The organism is Cellulosimicrobium sp. JZ28 (assembly GCF_015327065.1).
In the GTDB taxonomy this organism is placed as follows: Bacteria; Actinomycetota; Actinomycetes; order Actinomycetales; family Cellulomonadaceae; genus Cellulosimicrobium; species Cellulosimicrobium funkei.
This window is the reverse complement of the sequence record NZ_CP017660.1, coordinates 3,846,843-3,868,327: the sequence shown is the minus strand read 5'-3', so window position 1 is coordinate 3,868,327 and position 21,485 is coordinate 3,846,843. Positions and strand designations below refer to the sequence as shown.

Below are 21,485 nucleotides of genomic sequence, written 5' to 3'. Positions count from 1 at the left end.
CGCCCGCGTGGAGGAAACTCGACGCGAGGCCTCACGTCAGGAGCTGCCTGCGAGGACCCGGTGCCCCCAGCAATGGCCATCCGGTCCGCGCGCCTGAGCGGTGACCGGGCGGGGAACCGTCCGGCGCACGACCCGAACCACCGGCAGGAGCCAACCGGAGCCTGTCACTGCATCGTCGAGGACATAGACGGTGTACCTCCCCGACGTTCTTGGAGTACCTCGTGAGCAAGCGGACCTTCCAGCCGAACAACCGGCGCCGGGCGAAGACCCACGGCTTCCGGCTGCGCATGCGGACCCGCGCCGGCCGCGCCATCCTGGCTGCCCGCCGCCGCAAGGGCCGCACCGAGCTCTCTGCCTGATCGCACGTGCTCCCCGCGGCGCACCGACTGCGCCGTTCCGTCGATTTCGAGCGGGCGGTGCGCCGCGGCGTGCGTGCTGGTAGGTCGACCGTGGTCGTGCACCTCTCGGAGGATCCCGAGGGCGCTGCTCAGCCGCAGGTCGGCTTCGTCGTCTCCAAGGCAGTGGGGAACGCGGTGCACCGCAACCTCGTGAAGCGCCGACTGCGTGCCGCCACGGCGTCGCGCCTCTCCGTGCTGCCCGCGCACGGGCGCGCCGTCGTCCGCGCGCTTCCCGGAGCGGCGCTCGCTTCCTTCGAGGAGCTCAGCGCCGACCTCGACAGCGGTCTCGTGCGTGCGACCCGTCGGCTCGACGAGCGAGCGGGCGAGCGTCGATGACGACGACCCACCCGCCGCGCGTCCCTGCGCCGTCCTCGCCCGAGGAGCCGGGGACCGACGAGCGCGGCATCGTCCGCCGGGTCGTCGACCTGCTGCGCCGGGTCCCCGCCCTCACGCTGATCGGCATGATCAGGGCCTACCAGTCGGTGATCTCCCCGATGACCGGGCCCACGTGCAAGTACTACCCGTCCTGCTCCCAGTACGCCCTCACGGCGGTGCGTCGTCACGGCGCCCTGCGCGGAACGGGCCTCGCCCTCTGGCGGCTGCTGCGCTGCAACCCCTGGAGCCTCGGTGGGGTCGACGACGTTCCGCCGGCACGACACACGCACTAGTCCGTAGCCCGATCCCCGGGCGATTCATACGCTTTGTCTGAAGTTGAGGGAGCAGTCACCGATGGACTTCTTCGCGTTCCTCGCCCCGATCGAGTGGGTCGTGGCGTGGATCATGTACCTCTGCCACCAGGGTCTCGTGTTCCTCGGGTTCTCCGACGGCCCGGGCCCGGCGTGGGTTCTGTCGATCGTCGGCCTGGTCATCATCATCCGCATCCTGCTGATCCCCTTGTTCTTCAAGCAGATCAAGGCGTCGCGCGGCATGCAGATGCTGCAGCCGGAGATGCAGGCGATCCAGAAGAAGTACAAGGGCAAGACGGACCCGGCGTCCCGCGAAGCCATGAGCCGCGAGACGATGGACCTGTACAAGAAGCACGGGACGAACCCCTTCGCCTCCTGCATGCCGATCCTGCTCCAGTCGCCGATCTTCTTCGCGCTCTTCCGGGTGCTGAACGGCCTGGTGCCGATCTCCGACGGCTCCTCGAAGCCGATCGGTCCCATCGACGCGTCCGTGGCGTCTGACATCGAGAGCTCGTCGGTTTTCGGTGCGCAGCTGTCCGACGTCTTCCTCCGCACCGACGACCTCCAGACGAAGATCGTCATCGCGGTCCTCATCATCGCGATGTGCGCGACGACGTTCTTCACGCAGCGCCAGCTCACGATGAAGAATATGCCGAAGGCCGCTCTCGAGGGCCCGATGGCCTCGACGCAGAAGATGATGCTCTACGTCTTCCCCTTCATCTTCGCCGTCTCCGGCGTGAACTTCCCCGTCGGTGTCCTCGTCTACTGGACCACGACGAACCTCTGGTCGATGGGTCAGCAGTTCTACACGATCCGACGTATGCCGGCCCCCGGTTCGGAGGCGGAGCGACTCCTCAAGGAGCGTCAGGCGCGGAAGCGTGCGGCGAAGGGTGTCGTCGAGGACGCGACGCCGGTCATCGAGCAGCCTCGCGGCCAGCGTCAGCAGCCCAAGCGCAAGGACCGCCAGAAGAGCGCCCCTCGTCCCGTCGGGACGGTGTCCGCGACCACCCCGGAGGATGCCCCGGTGGAGGACGCCCCGGCGGACAAGCCGACACCGGGCGGTGCCGCGAAGGGCGGGTCCGGGACCGGCGCGTCGAAGCCCGCGCCCAAGAAGAAGAAGCAGAAGTAGACCTGCGCCCGAGCGCGCACGTGCCGTGAGGAGCAACGCATGACGCCTACCGAGACGCCCGCGCCCGACGCGACGTCCACCGAGGAATCCGCCCCGGAGACCACCCGACTCGAGGAAGAAGGGGAGATCGCGGCGGACTACCTCGAGGAGCTCCTCGACATCGCGGACCTCGACGGTGACATCGACATCGACGTCGAGCACGACCGGGCCGCTGTCGAGATCGTCGCGGACGACCCCGCCGCTCTGAGCTCTCTCGTCGGCGACGACGGCGAGGTGCTCGATGCGCTGCAGGAGCTGACGCGCCTCGCCGTGCAGGCCAGGACGGGGGAGCGGAGCCGCCTGATGCTCGACGTCGCCGGTTTCCGGGCGGGCCGCCGTCGTGAGCTCACGGCGCAGGCCGCAGAGGCGATCGAGCGCGTGCGTGCCGAGGGCGCCAAGGTCTCGCTCGAACCGCTCAACGCCTTTGAGCGCAAGGTCATCCACGACGCCGTGGCCGCAGCCGGGCTGCGGAGCGACTCGGAGGGTGTCGAGCCGCAGCGCTACGTCGTCATCTACCCGGCAGACTGACACCGCCGGAGACGACCCCACCGCTTCTTCGCCCCGCGTTTCACGTGAAACGCGGGGCGAAGTGCGTTCCTGAGGTGTGCAGGTGACCACCAGCTCCGCGCGACTCTGGGTGCGGAGGTGCTGACGATCCCGTCGGCAGGGGAACGCACAGGAGCTGCGGGGCGCGACGAGGGCCCGGTGACGGAGCGTGTGCGGTCCAGGGCAGATGCCGCCGTGCTTGACAGCGTTCGCCACGTGGTGACGACCGCCGTTCCTCGGGTCGGCGAGGAGGAGCGTGACGACGATCCTCGGAACGCGAAGGACCGTGGTCAGAGCGCGCCGAACCTCGCTCCACACTCGGTGGGCCGCGCACGCTCGACGTCGTTTCACGTGAAACGATGAGGCGTTCGCACACGAGGAGGCAGACGACCCGATGCAGCATGAGGCCGCAGGCAACGAGGAGCCGGAGATCCCCCGGGAGGCGTTGATCGAGTACTTCGGTGACTCGTTCGTCGTCGTCGAGAAGTTCGCCGAACGGTTGCGCAACGAAGGCGAGCTGCGCGGTCTCATCGGACCGCGGGAGGTTCCGCGCATCTGGGACCGTCACATCCTGAACTCGGCCGCCGTCGTGCCCTTCCTGCCCAGGACCGGGCTGATCGCCGACGTGGGATCGGGCGCCGGCCTGCCGGGCGTCGTGATCGCCGCCATGCGCCCGGAGGCGACCGTCTACCTCATCGAACCGATGGAGCGACGCTGTGCCTGGTTGACGGAGATCGCCGAGGAACTCTCCTTGCCGAACATCGAGGTCAAGCGAGGCCGAGCCGAGGAGTATCACGGGGCGTTCGAGTGCGACGCGGTGACGTCACGAGCCGTCGCGGCACTCGACAAGCTTGCGCGACTGTCGCTCCCGCTGGTTCGACCTGGCGGAGAGATGATCGTTCTCAAGGGTCGCAACGTGAGTCGCGAGATCGATCCGGCGCGGAAGGTCCTGCGCAAGCTCAAGGGGTCGGAGCCGGAGATCATCGAGGCACCGACGCTCCCCGGTGTGGAGACCACGACGGTCGTTCGTATCGTGCGGCAGACTGGATCCCGCTGATCTGGGGAACGGGTGCCGAGGGCGTGAGCGACACGCCCGATCTCGGCCCCGAGATCCGTCGAAAGCCATGGCGCACGGCGGATGCTGAGAGGCGACGACGGAGAGGATGAGACGCGTGACGCAGAGCCCTGTGGGCCCCGACGGCTCCGAGGAGCAGGTGGCGCTCTCCCACGACGGGGAGGGCGATCGGAGCATGGGAACCGAGGACGACCGCCGGGCAGCGCTGATGGCGAGTCTTCCCGTCGCCGACGAGTCGACGCCGTTGGCGGCCCAGCTCGCGGAGGACGCTCGCCGTCGGATCGACCTTCACGGACGTCGCTTCCCCCGACCGGTGACGACGCGGATCATCACCGTCGCGAACCAGAAGGGCGGCGTCGGGAAGACCACGACGACAGTGAACCTCGCCGCCGGGCTGGCGATGGCCGGGCTCAACGTCCTGGTGATCGACAACGATCCTCAGGGAAACGCGTCGACCGCTCTCGGCGTCGAGCATCGTGCGGGGACGCCGTCGGTCTACGAGGTTCTCGTCGATGGCGACCCGTTGGCGAGTGCGGTGCAGCAGTGTCCCGACATCCCCACCCTCTGGTGCGTCCCGGCGACCATCGATCTGTCGGGTGCAGAGATCGAGCTCGTGTCGCTCGTTTCACGTGAAACACGGCTTCGTCGTGCGCTCGACGAGTATCTCGCCCAGCGTGAGCGCGACGGCCTCGAACCCATCGACTACGTCCTGGTGGACTGCCCCCCGAGCCTGGGCCTCCTGACGGTGAATGCCTTCGTGGTCGGCCGGGAAGTGCTCATCCCGATCCAGTGCGAGTACTACGCCCTGGAAGGCCTGAGCCAGCTCCTCAAGACGATCGAGCTGATCAAGGCGCACCTCAACCCGGGGCTCCATGTCTCGACGATCCTGCTCACCATGTACGACGGCAGGACGAACCTTGCGCAGCAGGTCGCCAGCGAAGTCCGCGAGCACTTCCCGGAGCAGACGCTGCGCACGACGGTCCCACGCTCCGTGCGCATCTCGGAGGCCCCGAGCCATGGGCAGACGGTCATGACCTATGACCCGGGGTCGACGGGGGCTCTCGCGTACCTCGAAGCGGCCCGCGAGCTCACACAGCGAGCGGAGAACCGTAGCGACGAGGGGACGAGCGAGGACCGTCAACGGAACGCCGACTTGCGGCCACCCCAGGACCCTCCGGTGTCAGCACATTCCGGTTCCACGTCTCACCACGATCATGAGTTCGCCGGCACCATCGGTGGTCCCGGCCTGCGGCAGGAGGAACAGCGATGAGCGAGAAGCGCCGAGGGCTCGGTCGAGGACTAGGTGCCCTGATCCCGACGAGCTCCGAGGGCAGGCGGCCCGTCGACGTCTTCTTCCCGAGCCCTGCCACGGACGAGACGAAGCACCACGAGACGGCCGGCGCCGCAGAGAGTTCTGTCGACCAGCAGACCGAGGAGGCGGCAGCCACCACGAGTGTGACGACGTTGGTGGCGGACGCGGACGCCGGGCCTGCTGACCTCGCGTCCCTCACCTCGCTCTCGGACGCGGACCTCGCTGAGCTGGATGCCGTGGCGGCGGGGGACACCGCCGACTCGAGCGCGCGCCCCGCGCCGACTCGTGACTCGTCGACGACAGACTCGCCGACGGCAGACGCGGCGACGACGGGCACAGTTTCACGTGAAACGACGCCGGACCCCAGCCCGGAGGCGAGCAGGGAGCAGAACTCCGCAACGGAGCCTGGTGACTCTTCACCTGCGGGATCGACCAGCGTGGAGGAGTGGGCGGGCGGGGCCGCCGACGACCTGGTGCCCGTTCCGGGCGCGCGGTTCGCCGAGCTCCCGGCCTCGTCCATCCGACCCAACCCGCGGCAGCCGCGCACCGTTTTCGACGAGGGCGAGCTCGATGAACTCATCGGTTCCATCCGTGAGATCGGCGTGCTCCAGCCGATCGTCGTGCGCCCGGTGCCGGGGGAGTCCGGCGCGTATGAGCTGATCATGGGCGAGCGCCGCTGGCGGGCGACGCAGGCAGCGGGTCTCGATGTCATCCCGGCCATCGTCCGTGAGACCGACGATGCCGACCTGCTGCGCGACGCGCTCCTGGAGAACCTGCACCGCAGTGCTCTCAATCCCCTCGAAGAGGCGGCCGCGTACCGGCAGCTTCTGGACGACTTCGGCTGCACCCACGAGGAGCTGGCGGACCGCATCTCGCGAAGCCGTCCGCAGATCTCGAACACCCTGCGTCTGCTGCGCCTGCCTCCGCTGGTACAGCGTCGGGTTGCTGCCGGAGTGCTGTCGGCAGGACACGCCCGGGCGCTCCTGGGGCTCACGGACGGTGCGGAGATCGAGCGTCTGGCGCAGCGCATCGTCGCCGAAGGCCTCTCCGTGAGGGCGACGGAGGAGATCGTCGCGATGGGCGGTCTGGACGGGGAGCGTCGCCCGCCGCGAACTCCTCGGGCCGGTCAGCGGTCCGCGGCGATCGACGAGCTCGCGCATCGGTTGTCCGACCGCTTCGAGACGCGCGTCAAGGTCGACCTGGGCAAGAACAAGGGCCGTCTCACCGTGGAGTTCGCCTCCGTCGAGGACCTCAACCGCATCCTGGATGTCATGGCGCCCGACGACCCGGGTCTGTTGCGGAAGTAGACGACGATCGCGCCGGTCCTTCCGGCGAATCTGCGTCGACCAGCGTCGGCTCTCGGGGATCACCTAGCGGGGCGGGTGCGCACGCCATACGGCGAGTGCACCCGCCCCGCTGGTCTATTTGGAGGACGGACCGCACCTCGTCTCCTCCGCATTCTTGCGATGAGACGCCTGAGCCGGCGTCACCGGCGCGTGTCTGAGTCGCATGACCAGCGACCCCTGTGTCCGGCCGGTCGCCACAACGCGCTGTGCGGGTGATGCATGCTGAGGAGATTGCGTATCTACCGCAGACCCGCCTCGAGACGGGCGGAAGGAAGACTGCCGGGTGGAGCACGAGGATTTTCAGCGAGTTCTGGAACGCCTCGCTGCCGAGGACGGCCGTGTCTCGATAGGCTGCCTTCGCTCACACCCTTCGCGCACTGTGTACACGTGACGGTAGTGGTTTCCGCCCGGAGGGAAGGGCGGATGTTTCACGTGAAACGGCAGACGAGCGGCCGCGCGCGGGCGTACGCCGTGGAGCGCTCGCGGCTCGGCGGACCCGGCTTCGCCGACGCTTCGCCGGGAGCGCCTGCATCGCGTACGCGCGCGAGGTCGTGGCGCTCCGGCTCGGGCCGACGCCGTCGCCGTTCGCCGCGTTCCTCGTCGCGCAGGGGTCGAGAACTCATCACGGAGCAGGCTGTGGTCTCGACGTGCTTCACGTGGAACAGGTCCGGGACGACGTGGCTGCTGGTCGGCTCCACGACGGCAAGCGAGCAGACGGCCGACGCCGACCTCCTCACGCGCTGCCGGCGCCCGTCCATCGTCGAGGCAGCGTAGGTCCGCGGCGCTCTCCGCTCGGAGACGCTCGCGTCGGAGGCGAGGCCGAACGATCCCCGGACACGTTGGGCAGAGCAAGCGCTCCGTGACGTGGCCGCTCTGGCACCCCACCAACGGGTCGATGTGCGGGGCGGCGTCTCGGCTGCTCCTTGCGGCAGAGGCCGAGGACCCCCGACACCACGCAGATGCTCTGACGACGGGATGGCTCTTGAGCGGGGCGGGCCTCGTGTCTTCGACGACGGGCCGCAGAGCTGCCGCTCGTGGCTAGGTGGCCCACGCCGTCTCGATGCCGCTGCCGTGCACCGCCGGCCGACGCGCCGGTGGACGGTCCGGTGGAGTTCTTTCGTGAGAACACAGTGGCGTCGCGGTTGGCCCGTACGCGGACGGGCCGGACAACGCGGCGTCTCTGGCTCACGCGTCGCGACCGGCTGTTTCACGTGGAACATCGGAAGGTCGTGGCACCGTCCGATGCGGCTGAGCTGGACGCCGCGCACCTGCCCGCACCGCGTCGTCCGACTCCGCATGTGAAGCGCCAGGGCGCGCGACGCATCGGCGGGGCTGGATGCCACAGCCCGGTGCCGGGGGAGGGGAGGGGCTCTCGTGATGCGCCGACAAGATCACCAGGGGTGGACCTGGATGCAGGGGAGGTCAGAAGTGCGGCGGTCGGGGGCCCCGCCGCGTGAGGCTCGTTCTTCCCCCTCGCGACCATCCTGGCCCCGCTGCGGTCGTGGACGGTCAGCGGCATCACGCACCGGTACGGGCGAACCCCCGCCCACCCGAGACCTTCGCCTCCGTGGCTCTGCTGCACGGTGCGCGTCGCCGTGGTCGGGAAAGCTCTCCGCCTTCGGAGAATGAGACAACACAGGTGCGTCCAAGCGAACCAGAGGTCTCCTCGCTCCGCGAGCGCGACGCCGTGCGCCGCCAGTCCGTGGGCGCGGGTCCGGGAACGCCGGCCAGGGAGACGCGCGGGCGGCGCCGGGCCGACTGCTCGGAGCGTCGGCCCGCGCGAAGTCGGCCGGTCCCATCAGGGGCGTTTCACGTGAAACGACGCGCCTGTCGGCGATCCTGAGCCGGCCTGTCGGAAGGGCGCGAAGGTCCTCCGTACGAGGTCATGACGGGGACGTGGGTCGGCCCGGGAACGAACGTCTGCGCCGAGGTCGGGATGGGTCGCATGAATCGGTGCTATCCCGTCTGGCCAACGCATCCGCGAACACCGCCGCGGCAGCCCGTGGCATCACCGTGGCTCTCGCTCACCAGTGCCGCCGGAGAGGGCCGAAAACGAGCAGCGCCGCTGTTTCACGTGAAACAGCGGCGCCGGTCAGCAAGGCGGGAAAGGAATCAGTGCCGGACGTGCGCGTTGACGAGAGACCGGTAGAGGTGCCCGAGATCGAGTCCGGCAGCGCGTGCCGCCTGGGGGAGGAGGGACGTCTCGGTCATCCCCGGCGCGACGTTGACCTCGAGGAACTGCACGACCCCGTCAGCGTCGAGGATGACGTCCGTCCGGGAGAGGTCGCGGAGACCGAGCGCGGAGTGGGCCCGAACGGCGACCTCGCGGACGACGCCGAGGATGTCGTCGTCGAGCCGCGCCGGTGCGAAGTACTCGGTCCGGCCCGGGTTGTAGCGCGCGTCGAAGTCGTACGGGCCCGTCGTGACGATCTCGACCGGCGGCAGGGCCTCCGGACCGCGGCCCAGGTCGACGACGCTCACGGCCAGCTCGACACCGCGGATGGCCTGCTCGATGAGCGCGACCTCGCCGTACGCGAAGCAGTCCACCATGGCGCGAGGAAGCTGGTCGGCTCGCTCGACGAGCGTGACGCCGAGCGCGGACCCGCCGTGCGTCGGCTTCACGACGAGCGGCAGCCCGAGGCGTGCGACGACCGCGTCGAGCACGGGCTGGGCGCCGAGCTCGCGGAACAGGCTCTGGGGGAGGGTGACGTACTCCGGGGTGCACAGGCCGGCGCCGAGGACGACGTTCTTCGCGACGGGCTTGCTCCAGGCTGCCCGGCTCTCGCGCGGACCGGTGCCGACGTAGGGCACGCCGACGAGCTCGAGGACGTCGCGGATCGAACCGTCCTCTCCACTGGCACCGTGGAGGAGCGGCCAGACGACGTCGGGTCGTGCGGACTCGAGGAAGGGGAGGAGGTCGGCGTCGACGTCGTGCACGGTCACCTCGAGACCGGCCGCGCGGAGGCTCTCCGCGACACGGCGCCCGGAGCGGAGCGAGACGTCGCGCTCGTGCGAGAGACCGCCCGCGAGGATGGCGACGTGCCCGCCCGGGGGGACGTCGTCGTCGGGCCGGAGAAGGTGAAGGTGCTGGTCAGGGCGCTGCGCGTCCGTCGAGGTCGTGCTGTCGGCTACGCCGCTCGTCGTGGGGCTGCCCGTGGTCGTGTCCACTGGTGACGGACTCCTGTTCGGTGCCGCGGCCGCCCGGTGGGGCGGCCGCGGCGTCGTGTGGTGAGGGGCTTCAGGCCAGGTTCGGCGAGGGGTTCTCGACGTCCGTGACGTCGGGGTCGAGCTCGGCGTTGGTGCCGAAGATCTCGACGAGCTCCTGCTCGGCGTTCACGACGCCCGCGAGGCGACGGACGCCCTCGCGGATCCGCTCCGGGGTCGGGAAGCAGTAGGAGAGGCGCACGTGGCTCGCGCCCGTGCCGTCGGCGTAGAACGCGGTCCCGGGGACGTAGGCGACGCGCGCGGTGACCGCGCGGGGGAGCATGGACCGCGCGTCGAGCCCGTCGGGAAGCTGGACCCAGGTGTAGAAGCCGCCGTCGGGCACCGTCCAGCGCGCCGAGGGGAGGTGCTCGGCGAGGGCGCCGATCATCGCGTCGCGACGCTCGCGGTAGAGCTCACGGAACTGCTTGATCTGGCCCTTCCAGTCGCACGTGTCGAGGTAGGCGGCGATGGCGAGCTGCGACGCGTTCGACGGGCACAGGATCGCGGACTCACTGGCGAGCACGAGCTTCTCGCGGACGGCGTGCGGCGCGACGACCCAGCCGACGCGGTAGCCCGGGGCGAAGGTCTTCGAGAACGAGCCGAGGTAGAGGACGCCGTCCTCGTCGAGGGATCGCAGCGCGGGGAGCGTCTGGCCGTCGAAGCCGAGCAGCCCGTAGGGGTTGTCCTCGATGACGAGGACGCCGTACCGCTGCGCGATCTCGAGGATGCGCGGGCGGCGCTCGGCGGTGAGGGTCACGCCGGCGGGGTTGTGGAAGTTCGGGACGGTGTAGAGCAGCTTGACGCGACGCCCGTCGGCGGCGAGGCGCGCGAGCGTCTCCTCCAGCGCCTCCGGGACGAGCCCGTGCTCGTCGAGGGGCACGTGCACGACGTCGGCCTGGTACGACCGGAACACGCCCAGCGCCCCGACGTAGCTCGGCGCCTCTGCGACGACCACGTCGCCCGGGTCGATGAAGATCCGCGTGACGAGGTCGAGCGCCTGCTGCGAGCCGGTCGTCACGACGACGTCGTCGGGGTGGCACTCGATGCCCTCGAGCCGCACGACGTCGAGGATCCGCTCGCGCAGGGTCTCGTCGCCCTGGCCGGAGCCGTACTGGAGCGCCGTGGCACCGCGCGTCGCGACGAGGCGCTGCATGGTGTCGGCGATCTGGTCGAGGGGGAGGCCTTCGAGGTACGGCATGCCGCCGGCGAGCGACACGACCTCCGGCCGGTTCGCGACCGAGAACAGGGCTCGGATCTCCGACGCTCGCATCCCGTGCGCTCGCTCTGCGTAGGCACCGAACCACGGGTCGAGGCGGGTGCCGCTGGGAGCGGGCTGCTGCGAGGGAGTCGTCGGTCCAGTCACGATCCCCAGTGTGGCACGGAGGATCGGGGGATCGCGTGAAGACGCCGGAGGGCGGACCACCGTGCTGGTGGCCCGCCCTCCGGCGTGCGTGGTGAGAGGTCGCTCGCAGACCGTGCGATCGCGGGAGGCGACGGCTCAGACGGTCGTGGCGAGCACGGCGTCGATCTCCTCCGTGAGCGCCCGCTTGGGGCGCGCACCGATGATCGACTTCTGCAGCTCCCCGCCGACGTAGACGTTGAGCGTCGGGATCGACACGATGCCGTAGGCGGCGGTCGTCTCGGGGTTCGCGTCGGTGTCGAGCTTGGCGATCTTGATCTTGCCGTCGTACTCCTCGGCGAGCTCCTCGAGGATCGGCGCGACCTGGCGGCACGGGCCGCACCAGGTCGCCCAGAAGTCGACGAGGACGGGGACGTCGGACTCGAGGACCTCCGCGCGGAAGGTGGCGTCGGTGACGGGGACGGTCGACATGGTGAACCTCCTGGGGACGTCGGTGGCTGCGGTGCGGGGTCAGGCCTGGAGCTCGGCGAGCGCCTCGGGCAGCTCGTCGGGGTTCGGCGTCTGCGGGGTGCCGGCGAGGTCGGCGAGGCCCGCAGCGTCCGCGAGCTCGGTGAGGTAGCGCTGCGCGTCGAGAGCGGCGGAGCACCCCGAGCCGGCGGCGGTGATGGCCTGGCGGTAGGTGTGGTCGACGGCGTCGCCGCAGGCGAACACGCCCTCGAGGTTGGTCGCGGTGGTGCGCCCGACGACCTGGATGTAGCCCTCGTCGTCCAGGTCGATCTGACCCTTGACGAGCTCGGTGCGGGGCTCGTGGCCGATCGCGACGAACAGTCCGGTCGCGGGGAGCTCGCGCTCCTCGCCGGTCACGGTGTCGCGCAGCGTCACGCCCTCGACCTTCTTGTCGCCCTCGATCCCGGCGACCTCGCTGTTCCAGGCGAACTCGATCTTCGGGTCGTTGAGCGCGCGGTCGGCCATGATCTTCGACGCGCGCAGCTCGTCACGACGGTGCACCAGCGTCACCTTCTCGGCGAAGCGGGTGAGGAACGTGGCCTCCTCCATCGCCGAGTCGCCCCCGCCGACGACCGCGATGTGCTGGTCGCGGAAGAAGAAGCCGTCGCACGTCGCGCACCAGGACACGCCGCGGCCGGACAGGCGCTTCTCGTCGTCCAGGCCGAGCTCGCGGTACGCGGACCCGGTCGCGAGGATGACGGCGCGGGCGCGGTAGGTGTCACCGTTGCCCGTCACGACGGTCTTGACCGGCCCCTGGAGGTCGAGCAGCGTGGCGTCGTCCCACTCGATGCGCGCGCCGAACCGCTCGGCCTGCTTCTGCATGTGGTCCATGAGCTCGGGGCCCATGATCCCGTCGGGGAACCCGGGGAAGTTCTCGACCTCGGTCGTGTTCATCAGCGCACCGCCGGCGGTGACCGACCCCGCGAGCACCAGCGGGGACAGGCCCGCGCGCGCCGCGTAGATCGCCGCGGTGTACCCGGCGGGACCGGACCCGACGATGATCAGGTTCTGGACGGCTGACTGCTCGGTCACGTGCTGCTCCTCGGATGCTCGGTGCGTGGCGGCCGACCACGCGAGAGTGTGAACGCCGCCGGGGCGGCTTCTGTTCCACGGTACGGGGGTTCGCGGGTCGGCGGGTGCTCGGCTCACCGTGGGTGCGAACCGACCGGCACCCGGCTTGCCGCGGCGATGGTCCCGGCGCCGGCCCGCGGCCGTGCCGGCCGCCACGGTGCCGTGGGCGGGCGCTCCACGGCACCGTGGCGCCAGAGCGACGGGCGGCCGGCGACGTCGCACGTGCCCGCGACGAGCACCGCACCACGGGCACGAGCGCAGCGGCAGGCGACACCGCGGACCGTGGGGGACCCGGCGTCGGGCCCCCCACGACGTCAGGAGACGAGGATCTCGTTGATCTCCGCGCGGTACTCGCCGGCGGGGTTCTGCGGCAGCTCGGTGAACCACAGGACGATGGACTCGGCCTCGACCGGCTGCTCGAACGTGAACGTCGCACCGGGGGAGAGCGGCCCGGAGGCGAGCACCGTGCCCTCGGTGGGGGTGTCCGGGCTCGTCGCGCGGATCTCGACGTTGCCACCGTTCGTCGCGGTGTCGATGACGATCGACGAGACGGGCGCCTTCTCCTCGAGGGTGACGGCGAAACCGATCCCCGAGCGCAGCCCGGCGAAGTCCGCCGCGTTGTAACGCCGCGAGATCCACGTCGTGTCCGGCTGCTGGTCGTAGGCCAGCGACGCCAGCTCTGGGTGCTCGCCGTCGTTGTTGCCGCCGGCGTCGCCCTCGGGGTCGAGCGCGGTGCCGGACGCGATCATCGGGCGGACCTCGGGTGCGGGGGGTGCCTCCTCACCTGCGGAGGCGTCGCCCTCACCGCCCTCGGCCGGTGCCTCCGACCCGCCCGCGGTGGGCTCGTTGGTCTGCACGGCGGGGCCGAAGCCGTCGAACGCCGTGTTGACGGCCCAGACGACGCCGCCGACGACGAGCGCCAGCACGAGGACGAGGACGATCGGGGTCGCGTTGAACCGTCGCGGCCCGCGCCGGGACGGGACGGGCTCGCTCCAGGCCTGCGCGGCGTCGGGACCTGCGGGCGGGGGCGGCGGGGACGCCGGGTCGTACGGCAGCGGAACGGTGCCCGCGTCGTAGCCGACGGGCGGCGGCGGGACCGAGTACGCCTCGGCGGTGGGCGGCGGCACGGCGGCGGTGGCCCCGGTCGCCGCCCCGGCGGCGTACGCAGCCCCCGCGCCCGCACCGGCCGACCCCGGCACCGCGCCGACACGGTGGATGCGTCCGGTCGTCGGACGGCGGACGGGCGGCGCGGGCGGCGGCGTCCCGGGCGGCGCGCTGGCCGCGCCGTCGAACGCCGTCCGCACCGACTGGCGGCTCACACCGGCGGCGGGCTGCACGAACGCGGGCAGCGCCGCGACGACGGAGACCTCGCCCCAGGGCTCGACCGCACCCACGACGTCGGCGGGCGAGCGCGGGCCCACTCCCAGGGGCGTCGCGGTCCACTCCGCGGCGGTGCCGTGGGTGCCGGCGAAGGTCTCGGCGCACAGCTCGTCGAGCTCGGCGGGGACGTCGGGACGGACGTCCGAGAGGGCGAGCACGCTGTCGCCCGCGCGCTGCGCGGGCAGCGGGTGGATGGAGTCCGCGGCGATCCAGGGGACGTCGAGGGACGGCCCGGCCCAGCGGGCCGTCATCGCGTAGTAGAGGAGCGCGACGAGCCCGACGGCGTCCGCGCGCGAGGTCTGCTCGGCGTCGTGCTGGTCGTGGCCGGCCACGCCCGCGTCGAGCCCGAGGCCCGTGACGAGCACGCGGCTGCCGTCGACGCGCACCGCGTCCGGGCGCAGCGCGAGATGGTGGACACCGCGGCGACGGGCGACCTCGAGCGCTGCGGCAGCCTCGCCGACGACCGCGCGCGCCTGCTGCGGGTCGACGATCCCGCCGGCGACGACCTCGCTCAGCGTGATGCCCGTATAGCGCTCGGTCACGACGTAGGCCACGCCGTCCTCGGACCCGACGTCGAGCACCCGCGTGAGGCGCGGGTCGACGACGAGCGCCGCGCGTCGTGCGGAGTCGAGCGCCTCGGCGACGTGCGCGCCGGTGACGACCGAGAGCCGCACCGGTCGGTCGAGGATCTGGTCGTGGGCCGACCATGCCGTGACGTCCGACAGGTCGGACGCGAGCTGCTCGTCGAGCCGGTAGCGCGCGACGAGCAACGTTCCTGGGGCCACGCCGTTCACCGGACCTCCTCCGTGTGGGACTCGTGGTCGAGACCCCATGGTACGCGGGCCCGGATTGCCCCCGTATCACCGGATACCCGCACGTCAGACGTGTCGCGTCACCGGCGGACGAGGCGTCTGACGCGGCCCACGAGCGGTCCCGCGAGCTGGTCGAGCTCCCGCACGCGCATGAGCTTGAGGCCGCCCGCGTAGACGAGGCCCATCACGGTGCCGCCGACCGCCACGACGACGACCGACTGCCACCACGAGAGCCCGTAGATCCCGTCGGCGGGGTCGCCCGAGAGCACGACGAAGGCCCGCAGCACGCCCCACCCGGCGACGGCGCTCACGAGCGCGGCGAGGCCGGCCTTGACGTGCAGGCGGAGGATCCGCGCGCCGTCGAGCCCGTGGAGGGTGCGCCGCAGGCCGACGGTGCGGAGCCCGACCGCCACGAGGTTGGACAGGCTCATCGCGAGCCCGATGCCCACGACCCACAGCTGGGGAGGGAGGACCTGCGTGCCGAGCCACGACACGCCGACGAGCACGAGCGTGCCCGGCACCTGGATCCAGAAGACCGTGCGCCCGTCCTCGAACGCGTAGTAGACCCACTTCATGAGGACCATGCCGCCGAGCGGCACGAGCCCGAGCGCCATCGCGCGCAGCACCATGGACACGGCCTCGCCCGAGGCGGCGTCCACCGAGGGCACGAGCAGCTTGGTGACGGGCAGGGCGAGGACGACGAGGACCGCCGTCGCGAACACCGTGAACACGCCGACGGTGCGGACGCCGCGCGAGAGGTCGTGCCGCACGCGCGCGAGGTCGCCGGCGTGGGCGGCCGCGCTCATGCCCGTGAACAGCGCCGTCGCGATGGAGACGGTGACGAGGGAGTGCGGCAGGAGGTAGATCATCAGCGCCTGCGTGTAGGCCGCGTTGCCCGCGACGGCCAGCGCGTCCGAGAAGGCGCCGGGGGCGCCCGTCACGAGCCCGGTGACGGCGCCCAGGGTCCCGGGGTCGTCGCGGTAGGCCCCGAAGGTCTGCGCGAGCGCCGCACGGGGCGCCTCGCTCGCGAAGCGCGTCGTGAACAGGACGCCGACCTGCTCCAGGAGGACGGCGGCGAACGTCCACAGGGCCACCTGGCCCGCGGACCGCAGGCCGATGCCGTGGAGGCCGAACCGCAGGTGCCAGCGGAAGCCCGCGCGCCACAGCGGGACGACGAGGATGAGCGCCTGGGCGGCGACGCCGAGCGTCGCGGTGCCCGCGAGGAGCGCGATCTTGGTCCCGTCCCACTGCGTGAGGTCGTCGACGTTCCCGGTCGCCGCCGGGCCGTACAGCGCGATGAACGCCGCGAACCCGGCGATCGACACGACGTTGTTGAGCACGGGCGCCCACATGAACGGGCCGAACTGCCCCCGCGCGTTGAGGACCTGCCCGAGCAGCGTATACAGGCCGTAGAAGAAGAGCTGGGGCGTGCACCAGAACGCGAACGCGACGGCGAGCGACGTCTGCGGTGCCGTCCAGCCCGGTCCCGTGTACAGCGCGACGAGGATGCTCGAACCGGCCGTGAGCAGCGCGGACAGCGCCAGCAGGATGACGCCCGAGAGCGTGAGCAGCTTGTCGAGCCGTTCCTGCGTGTTGCGCGCGCGGTAGGCGCGCACGATCTGCGGGACGAGGACGGCGTTGAGCACGCCGCCCGCGAGGATCGCGAAGAGGACGTTGGGGATCTTGTTCGCGACGTCGAACGCGTCCGCCACGAGGCCCGTCGTGCCGATCGCGGCGACCAGCAGCACGTTGCGCACGAGGCCCAGGCCGCGCGAGACGAAGGTGCCGGACGCCATGAGCGCCGACGACCGGCCGAGACTCCCCGTGCGGGGCGCCGGGGCCTCGGTGGCGCCCGCCTCCGCGGTCTCGTCGGGGGTGCCCGACGCCGCGGGGTCGCCCGGGAGTGCGCCTTCGATCCTGGGGACGGCGTCGCGCGTCGTCCCCGGGCGAGAACCTCGCCCGGTACCCGCGGGACGGACGTGCCGCGGCTGTCCGGGGCTCACTCGACGCGCTCCTCGTCACGCCGGGGCGGTCCGTCGGGCCCGCCCGGCGCCGCGGCCGGCGCGTCCTGCGGCGACGGCTGGTCGAGCGTGGCGCCGGCCAGACGACGGGGCGAGCGACCCCGACGCACGGTGCGCCAGATGCCGGCGAACAGGGCGATGACGAGCAGGACGGCGACGACCACCGTGCCGACGGACTCCCAGTCGGCCCGCACCCGGACCACGAACTGCTGCGGCTCCGCGACCCGGACCTGGGGCTGCGCGGCGCTGACGAGCTCGACCTCGACCGTGACGTTGCCGCTCCCGAAGCCCTCGACCGGCACCCCGACGCTCGCCTCGGTCGGGACGAGGTCGCCGTCCGCGTCGCGCGTCGCCGCCGGGATCGTCACCGTCGTGCGCTCCGGGGCCCGCAGCCGGGGGTCGTCCGGCCGGAGGACGACCTGGACCGTCGCGTCCTGCGTGAGGGTGCTGCGCACCCGGACCGGCAGGTCCTCCTGCTCGGCGACGAAGAAGAACGACGAGCGCGTCTCCACCGAGAGCCCGCCCCGCACCGCGGCGGACCGCTGCTCGGCCTGCTGGACGGCGAGCGTGCGCGACGGCGGCGCCGCGCGGTAGGCGACGGCCGTCGGCGTGACGAACGCGGGCTCGAGCGGGCGCGTGAGCGCCGTCGGGTCCGCCGCGACCGTCGCGAACGTGGCGAGCTCCGCGCGCGACCGGTCGAGGGACCGGAGCTCGGCGGCACCGATCTCGCCGTCGGCGGGGGCGTCCTCGGGCAGCGACGCGCGGTCGACGGCGGGCGGCTCGACCGCGAGGAGCTGGTCCACGGGCGCGAGGTCGACCCAGCCGGAGTCGCGCAGCGCGTCGAGCCGCGCCGTGAACAGGCCGGGCTCGGGCTCCCACGACCGGGGCAGGGCGGCGAGGACGTGCCGCTGGTCGGCGGGGCGCTCGCGCGCGATCACGGCCGTCTCGGCGAGCAGGCGCTGCGTGGCGGAGACGCCGGAGCCGTCGCCGGCGGAGAGCAGCGCGGTGAGGACCGGGTCTGCGACGAGCGCCGTGACAGGTCCCGCGGACGTCGTCACCGTCGCGACGCCCGAGGGCGTGTACGTGAGCGACTCGTCCGGCGCGAGGCCGCCCGGGCCGACGACCGTCGCGGTCGCTCCCGACGCGACGGCGAGCGTCGTGGTCGCGACGTCGGGGACGGCGTCGGCCGGCCAGGCGAGGTCGGTGCGCCACCCGTTCGTCGGGTCCGGGGGAGCGGGGGTCCCCGTGTCCGCGGCGTCGTCGTCGCCGTCGGTCGTGCCGTCGGCCGCCGTGCCCGACACCGGGTCGGACGAGGTGCCCGACGACGGCAGCGGCGTCCCCTCGGGCAGCGCAAGGCCCGCGTGCGCGAACGCCGCGACGTCCGGGTCGTAGGCGCGCAGCGCGAACGTGGAGCGCCCGGCGGTCGCCCCGCTCACGGCGTCCGCCCAGGCGTTCACCGCCGGGTCGGCGGCGACGGCTGCGGCCGCGAGCAGCGCCGGGTCGGCGACCCAGCCCACGTCGGACGTCCCGCCCGTCGCGGCGAGCAGGCGACCGAGCCGTCCCTCGCTCGCGACCGCGGCCGAGAGCGCGTCGTCGTACGCGACCGGGTCGGGGTCGACCGGGGGGCCCGTCACCGCCGCGACCACGCTGAGCCGCACGGGAGACACGTCGTCCGCCGGGGCCCGGAGCGCGAACGTGCGCTGCACGGCGAGGCGCGTACCGCCGTCGGACACGGCGACCGCCAGGCCGCGCGGGCCCGGGTCGTTGCCCGTGCCGAGGCCGAGCTCGGCGGCCGACGCGGAGAGCGTCACGTCGGCGCTCTCCCCGGGGGCGAGCGGCCGCCCGACGTCCTCGGTGGCGACGGTGGCGCCGACACGCCCGTCGAGACCGGTCGTCGTCCAGCTCTCGAGCGCGGACCGCGTGCGCAGCGCGCGGCGGTCGACGCCGAGGGTCACCGCGGGGGAGCCGAGCGTCTGCTCCGTCCCGTTCGTGACGCGCGCGGTGACGGTGAGGGTGCTGTCCGGCGCGAGGACGGTCGGTGCGAGCGACGTGAGCTCGAGCGTCACCGCGTCCTCGCCCTCCGGGACCGTGTCGGCCGCGGCGGGCGGGGCCGCCGTCGTGCCGCCGAGCAGGACGCCGGCCGCGACGACCAGCACCAGGAGCAGGGCGACGAGCAGCCGTGCGGACGGACCGCGGAGCGAGACCGGCGCGGCGCCGGGAGGGCGCGCACCGCTGCGGGAGGAGGGCGTCATGAGTGGTCGGTCGAGCTCCGTGGGGCGGGCGGTGCCGGGCCGCCGCGGCCGTCGTGCGGGTGGCCGTGCGGGCGGACGATCGTCCGGGTCACCCTACTCTCGACCACCCCGTGGAACCGCGTGCGACGGCCCTCGAGGACGCCCTGCGCGACGACGGCGATGCGCCGCTCGTTCGGGTACGCCAGCCGCGCGGGGAGGTCCGCGACCGGGATCCAGGCGACGTCCTCGGCCTCGCCGTCCGGGTCGCCCTCGACCGTGAGGTACCCGCCCGTCGCGCGGAGCAGGAAGTGGTGGACGACCTTGTGCACGCGCCGGTCGTCACCGGTGAACCAGTAGTCGATGACGCCGAGGGGCTCCTGCACCGCGCCGCGGATGCCCGTCTCCTCCGCGATCTCGCGGACGGCCGCCTGCTCCGGCGTCTCGTCGCCCTCGAGGTGGCCCTTCGGCAGGCACCACTCCAGGCGGCCCCCGCGGTTGCGCCGCGCGATGATCGCCGCGCACGGGTGACCACCGTCGACCGTGATGACGAGCCCGCCCGCGGAGACCTCGTCGACCACCGGGAGCGGCGCCGGCGCGGGTCCCGGTCGCGAGCGCGGGTCGATGCGGAGGGCGTGGCCGCCCGGCGGGGCCGGGACGGGGGCGGGCTGCCCGCGGCCGTCGCCACGCCCGCCCGCCGGATCCCTCCGGGGGTCGTCGGCGTGCGCGGGGGTGGACATGGGTTCAACTTTACCGAGTGGGCACCCACCTCCCCGGGACCGGCTCCCCGGCGGGGGCGCCGCATCTGGCAGGCTTGGGTGTCGTGCCCCAGCCTTCGTCCCCCTCGCCGTCGCCCCAGCCGACACCGCCCGCGACGCCGCACGCGCTCGAGCTGCAGCGCCGGGCCCTCGCGGTGCTCACCGAGATGGCGCCCGCGGCGATCGAGCTCGGCGAGGCGTTCCGCGCCGCGGGCCACGAGCTCGCGCTCGTCGGGGGACCGGTCCGCGACGCGTTCCTCGGGCGGGCGAGCAACGACCTCGACTTCGCCACCTCCGCGTCGCCCGACGAGACCGAGGCGATCCTCGCGCGGTGGGGCGACGCGCACTGGGACATCGGCAAGGAGTTCGGCACGATCGGCGCGAAGCGCTTCGGGCGCGGCGGCCCCGGGGACGACCTCGTCGTCGAGGTGACGACGTACCGGACGGACGAGTACGACCCGACGTCGCGCAAGCCCGTCGTCGCGTTCGGCGACACGCTGGAGGGCGACCTGTCCCGCCGCGACTTCACCGTCAACGCGATGGCCGTGCGCGTGCCCGACATGACGTTCGTCGACCCGTTCGACGGCCTGGGCGACCTCGCCCGCCGCGTCCTGCGCACCCCGATCGCCCCCGAGCGGTCGTTCGACGACGACCCGCTCCGCATGATGCGCGCGGCGCGGTTCGCCGCGCAGCTCGAGTTCGACGTCGACGGCGGGACGCTCGCCGCGCTCGTCCTCATGACCGAGCGCATCGAGATCGTCTCGGCCGAGCGCGTGCGCGACGAGCTGTCGAAGCTGCTGTGCGGCGCCGCGCCGCGGCGCGGGCTCGAGGTCCTCGTGGACACGGGCCTCGCCGACCACGTGCTGCCCGAGCTGCCCGCGCTCAAGCTCGAGATCGACGAGCACCACCGGCACAAGGACGTGTACGAGCACTCGCTCACGGTCCTCGACCAGGCCATCGCGCAGGAGACCGGGCCCGACGGCGCCGTCCCCGCCCCCGACCTCGTGCTCCGCCTCGCGGCGCTCCTGCACGACGTCGGCAAGCCGCCCACGCGCCGGTTCGAGGACGGGGGCGGCGTGAGCTTCCACCACCACGAGGTCGTCGGCGCCAAGATGGTCGCCAGGCGGCTCAAGGCGCTGCGGTACGACAAGCAGGTGGTCAAGGACGTCGCCCGCCTCGTCGAGCTGCACCTGCGGTTCCACGGCTACGGCGACGGCGCGTGGACCGACTCGGCCGTGCGCCGCTACGTGACCGACGCCGGCCCGCTGCTCGAGCGCCTGCACCGCCTCACGCGCGCCGACTGCACGACCCGCAACCGGCGCAAGGCCCAGCGGCTGCGCGAGTCGTACGACGACCTGGAGCGCCGCATCGCCGACCTCCAGGCGAAGGAGGAGCTCGACGCCGTCCGGCCCGACCTCGACGGGCAGCAGATCATGGAGATCCTCGGGATCCGCCCCGGGCCCGTGGTGGGCAAGGCGTACAAGCACCTGCTGGAGCTGCGCCTCGACCGCGGCCCCGTCGACGAGGAGACGGCGCGCGCGGACCTCCTGCGGTGGTGGGCCGAGCAGCCGGAGTCCTCGGCGTCCTGAACGTGGCCCGCGCGCGTGCGCGCG

General features: G+C 72.5%; 17 protein-coding genes and 1 pseudogene. 10 read left to right on the top strand and 8 right to left on the bottom strand.

Features of this window, described 5'->3' with window-relative positions; genetic code table 11:
* Positions 1–221 precede the first annotated feature (221 nt).
* The 9 genes from rpmH (at position 222) to BJP59_RS17290 (ending at position 7,305) form a co-directional block, all read left to right on the top strand.
* Positions 222–359 carry a 50S ribosomal protein L34 gene (gene rpmH / locus BJP59_RS17330; protein ID WP_034225701.1) on the top strand — a complete coding sequence of 46 codons (138 nt, stop codon included), beginning with the start codon at positions 222–224 and terminating at the stop codon, positions 357–359.
* Between the two features lie 6 nt (positions 360–365).
* Positions 366–734: a ribonuclease P protein component gene (gene rnpA / locus BJP59_RS17325; protein ID WP_031315171.1), complete on the top strand. Its 369-nt coding sequence runs from the start codon at positions 366–368 to the stop codon at positions 732–734.
* Entirely contained in the window at positions 731–1,066 is a 336-nt protein-coding gene (yidD, locus tag BJP59_RS20370; protein WP_021479903.1) for a membrane protein insertion efficiency factor YidD, read from the top strand. The genes rnpA and yidD overlap by 4 nt, the downstream gene beginning before the upstream one ends.
* A 61-nt stretch (positions 1,067–1,127) precedes the next feature.
* A complete protein-coding gene (yidC, locus tag BJP59_RS17315) occupies positions 1,128–2,213 on the top strand; it encodes a membrane protein insertase YidC (RefSeq protein ID WP_144679290.1) in 1,086 nt (361 codons plus the stop codon).
* 39 nt (positions 2,214–2,252) lie between these two features.
* A complete protein-coding gene (locus BJP59_RS17310; RefSeq protein WP_086150127.1) occupies positions 2,253–2,780 on the top strand; it encodes a Jag family protein in 528 nt (175 codons plus the stop codon).
* Positions 2,781–3,192: 412 nt separating this feature from the next.
* Complete coding sequence (gene rsmG, locus BJP59_RS17305) at positions 3,193–3,855, top strand: 16S rRNA (guanine(527)-N(7))-methyltransferase RsmG (protein ID WP_194521574.1); 663 nt, start codon at positions 3,193–3,195, stop codon at positions 3,853–3,855.
* A gap of 115 nt (positions 3,856–3,970) precedes the next feature.
* Positions 3,971–5,143: a ParA family protein gene (locus BJP59_RS17300; RefSeq protein ID WP_336244582.1), complete on the top strand. Its 1,173-nt coding sequence runs from the start codon at positions 3,971–3,973 to the stop codon at positions 5,141–5,143.
* Positions 5,140–6,492: a ParB/RepB/Spo0J family partition protein gene (locus tag BJP59_RS17295; protein WP_194521573.1), complete on the top strand. Its 1,353-nt coding sequence runs from the start codon at positions 5,140–5,142 to the stop codon at positions 6,490–6,492. Before BJP59_RS17300 ends, BJP59_RS17295 begins: the two co-directional genes overlap by 4 nt.
* Positions 6,493–7,167: 675 nt before the next feature.
* Positions 7,168–7,305, top strand: a complete 138-nt coding sequence (locus tag BJP59_RS17290; protein ID WP_194521572.1) for a hypothetical protein — start codon at positions 7,168–7,170, stop codon at positions 7,303–7,305.
* Between the two features lie 1,338 nt (positions 7,306–8,643).
* On the opposite strand, the gene BJP59_RS17285 is transcribed toward BJP59_RS17290, so the two are convergent.
* The 8 genes and pseudogenes from BJP59_RS17285 to BJP59_RS17250 form a co-directional block, all read right to left on the bottom strand.
* Complete coding sequence (locus BJP59_RS17285; RefSeq protein ID WP_228485457.1) at positions 8,644–9,564, bottom strand: D-alanine--D-alanine ligase family protein; 921 nt, start codon at positions 9,562–9,564, stop codon at positions 8,644–8,646.
* Between the two features lie 205 nt (positions 9,565–9,769).
* Positions 9,770–11,005: an aminotransferase-like domain-containing protein gene (locus BJP59_RS17280; protein WP_194521570.1), complete on the bottom strand. Its 1,236-nt coding sequence runs from the start codon at positions 11,003–11,005 to the stop codon at positions 9,770–9,772.
* A gap of 228 nt (positions 11,006–11,233) precedes the next feature.
* Positions 11,234–11,566: a thioredoxin gene (trxA, locus tag BJP59_RS17275; protein WP_021479912.1), complete on the bottom strand. Its 333-nt coding sequence runs from the start codon at positions 11,564–11,566 to the stop codon at positions 11,234–11,236.
* A gap of 39 nt (positions 11,567–11,605) precedes the next feature.
* Entirely contained in the window at positions 11,606–12,634 is a 1,029-nt protein-coding gene (trxB, locus tag BJP59_RS17270) for a thioredoxin-disulfide reductase (protein WP_021479913.1), read from the bottom strand.
* Between the two features lie 353 nt (positions 12,635–12,987).
* Positions 12,988–14,847: a protein kinase family protein gene (locus BJP59_RS17265; RefSeq protein ID WP_194521569.1), complete on the bottom strand. Its 1,860-nt coding sequence runs from the start codon at positions 14,845–14,847 to the stop codon at positions 12,988–12,990.
* A 98-nt stretch (positions 14,848–14,945) separates the two neighbouring features.
* Entirely contained in the window at positions 14,946–16,661 is a 1,716-nt protein-coding gene (gene murJ, locus BJP59_RS17260) for a murein biosynthesis integral membrane protein MurJ (protein ID WP_086150256.1), read from the bottom strand.
* 203 nt (positions 16,662–16,864) lie between these two features.
* Positions 16,865–19,138: a DUF6049 family protein gene (locus BJP59_RS17255; RefSeq protein WP_194521568.1), complete on the bottom strand. Its 2,274-nt coding sequence runs from the start codon at positions 19,136–19,138 to the stop codon at positions 16,865–16,867.
* A gap of 128 nt (positions 19,139–19,266) precedes the next feature.
* Positions 19,267–19,854: pseudogene (locus BJP59_RS17250) on the bottom strand (NUDIX hydrolase); the annotation flags it as partial.
* A gap of 173 nt (positions 19,855–20,027) precedes the next feature.
* On the opposite strand from BJP59_RS17250, the gene BJP59_RS17245 reads away from it, so the two are divergent.
* Positions 20,028–21,461, top strand: coding sequence for a CCA tRNA nucleotidyltransferase (locus tag BJP59_RS17245; RefSeq protein WP_442861552.1), 1,434 nt, complete (start codon positions 20,028–20,030; stop codon positions 21,459–21,461).
* Positions 21,462–21,485 lie beyond the last annotated feature (24 nt).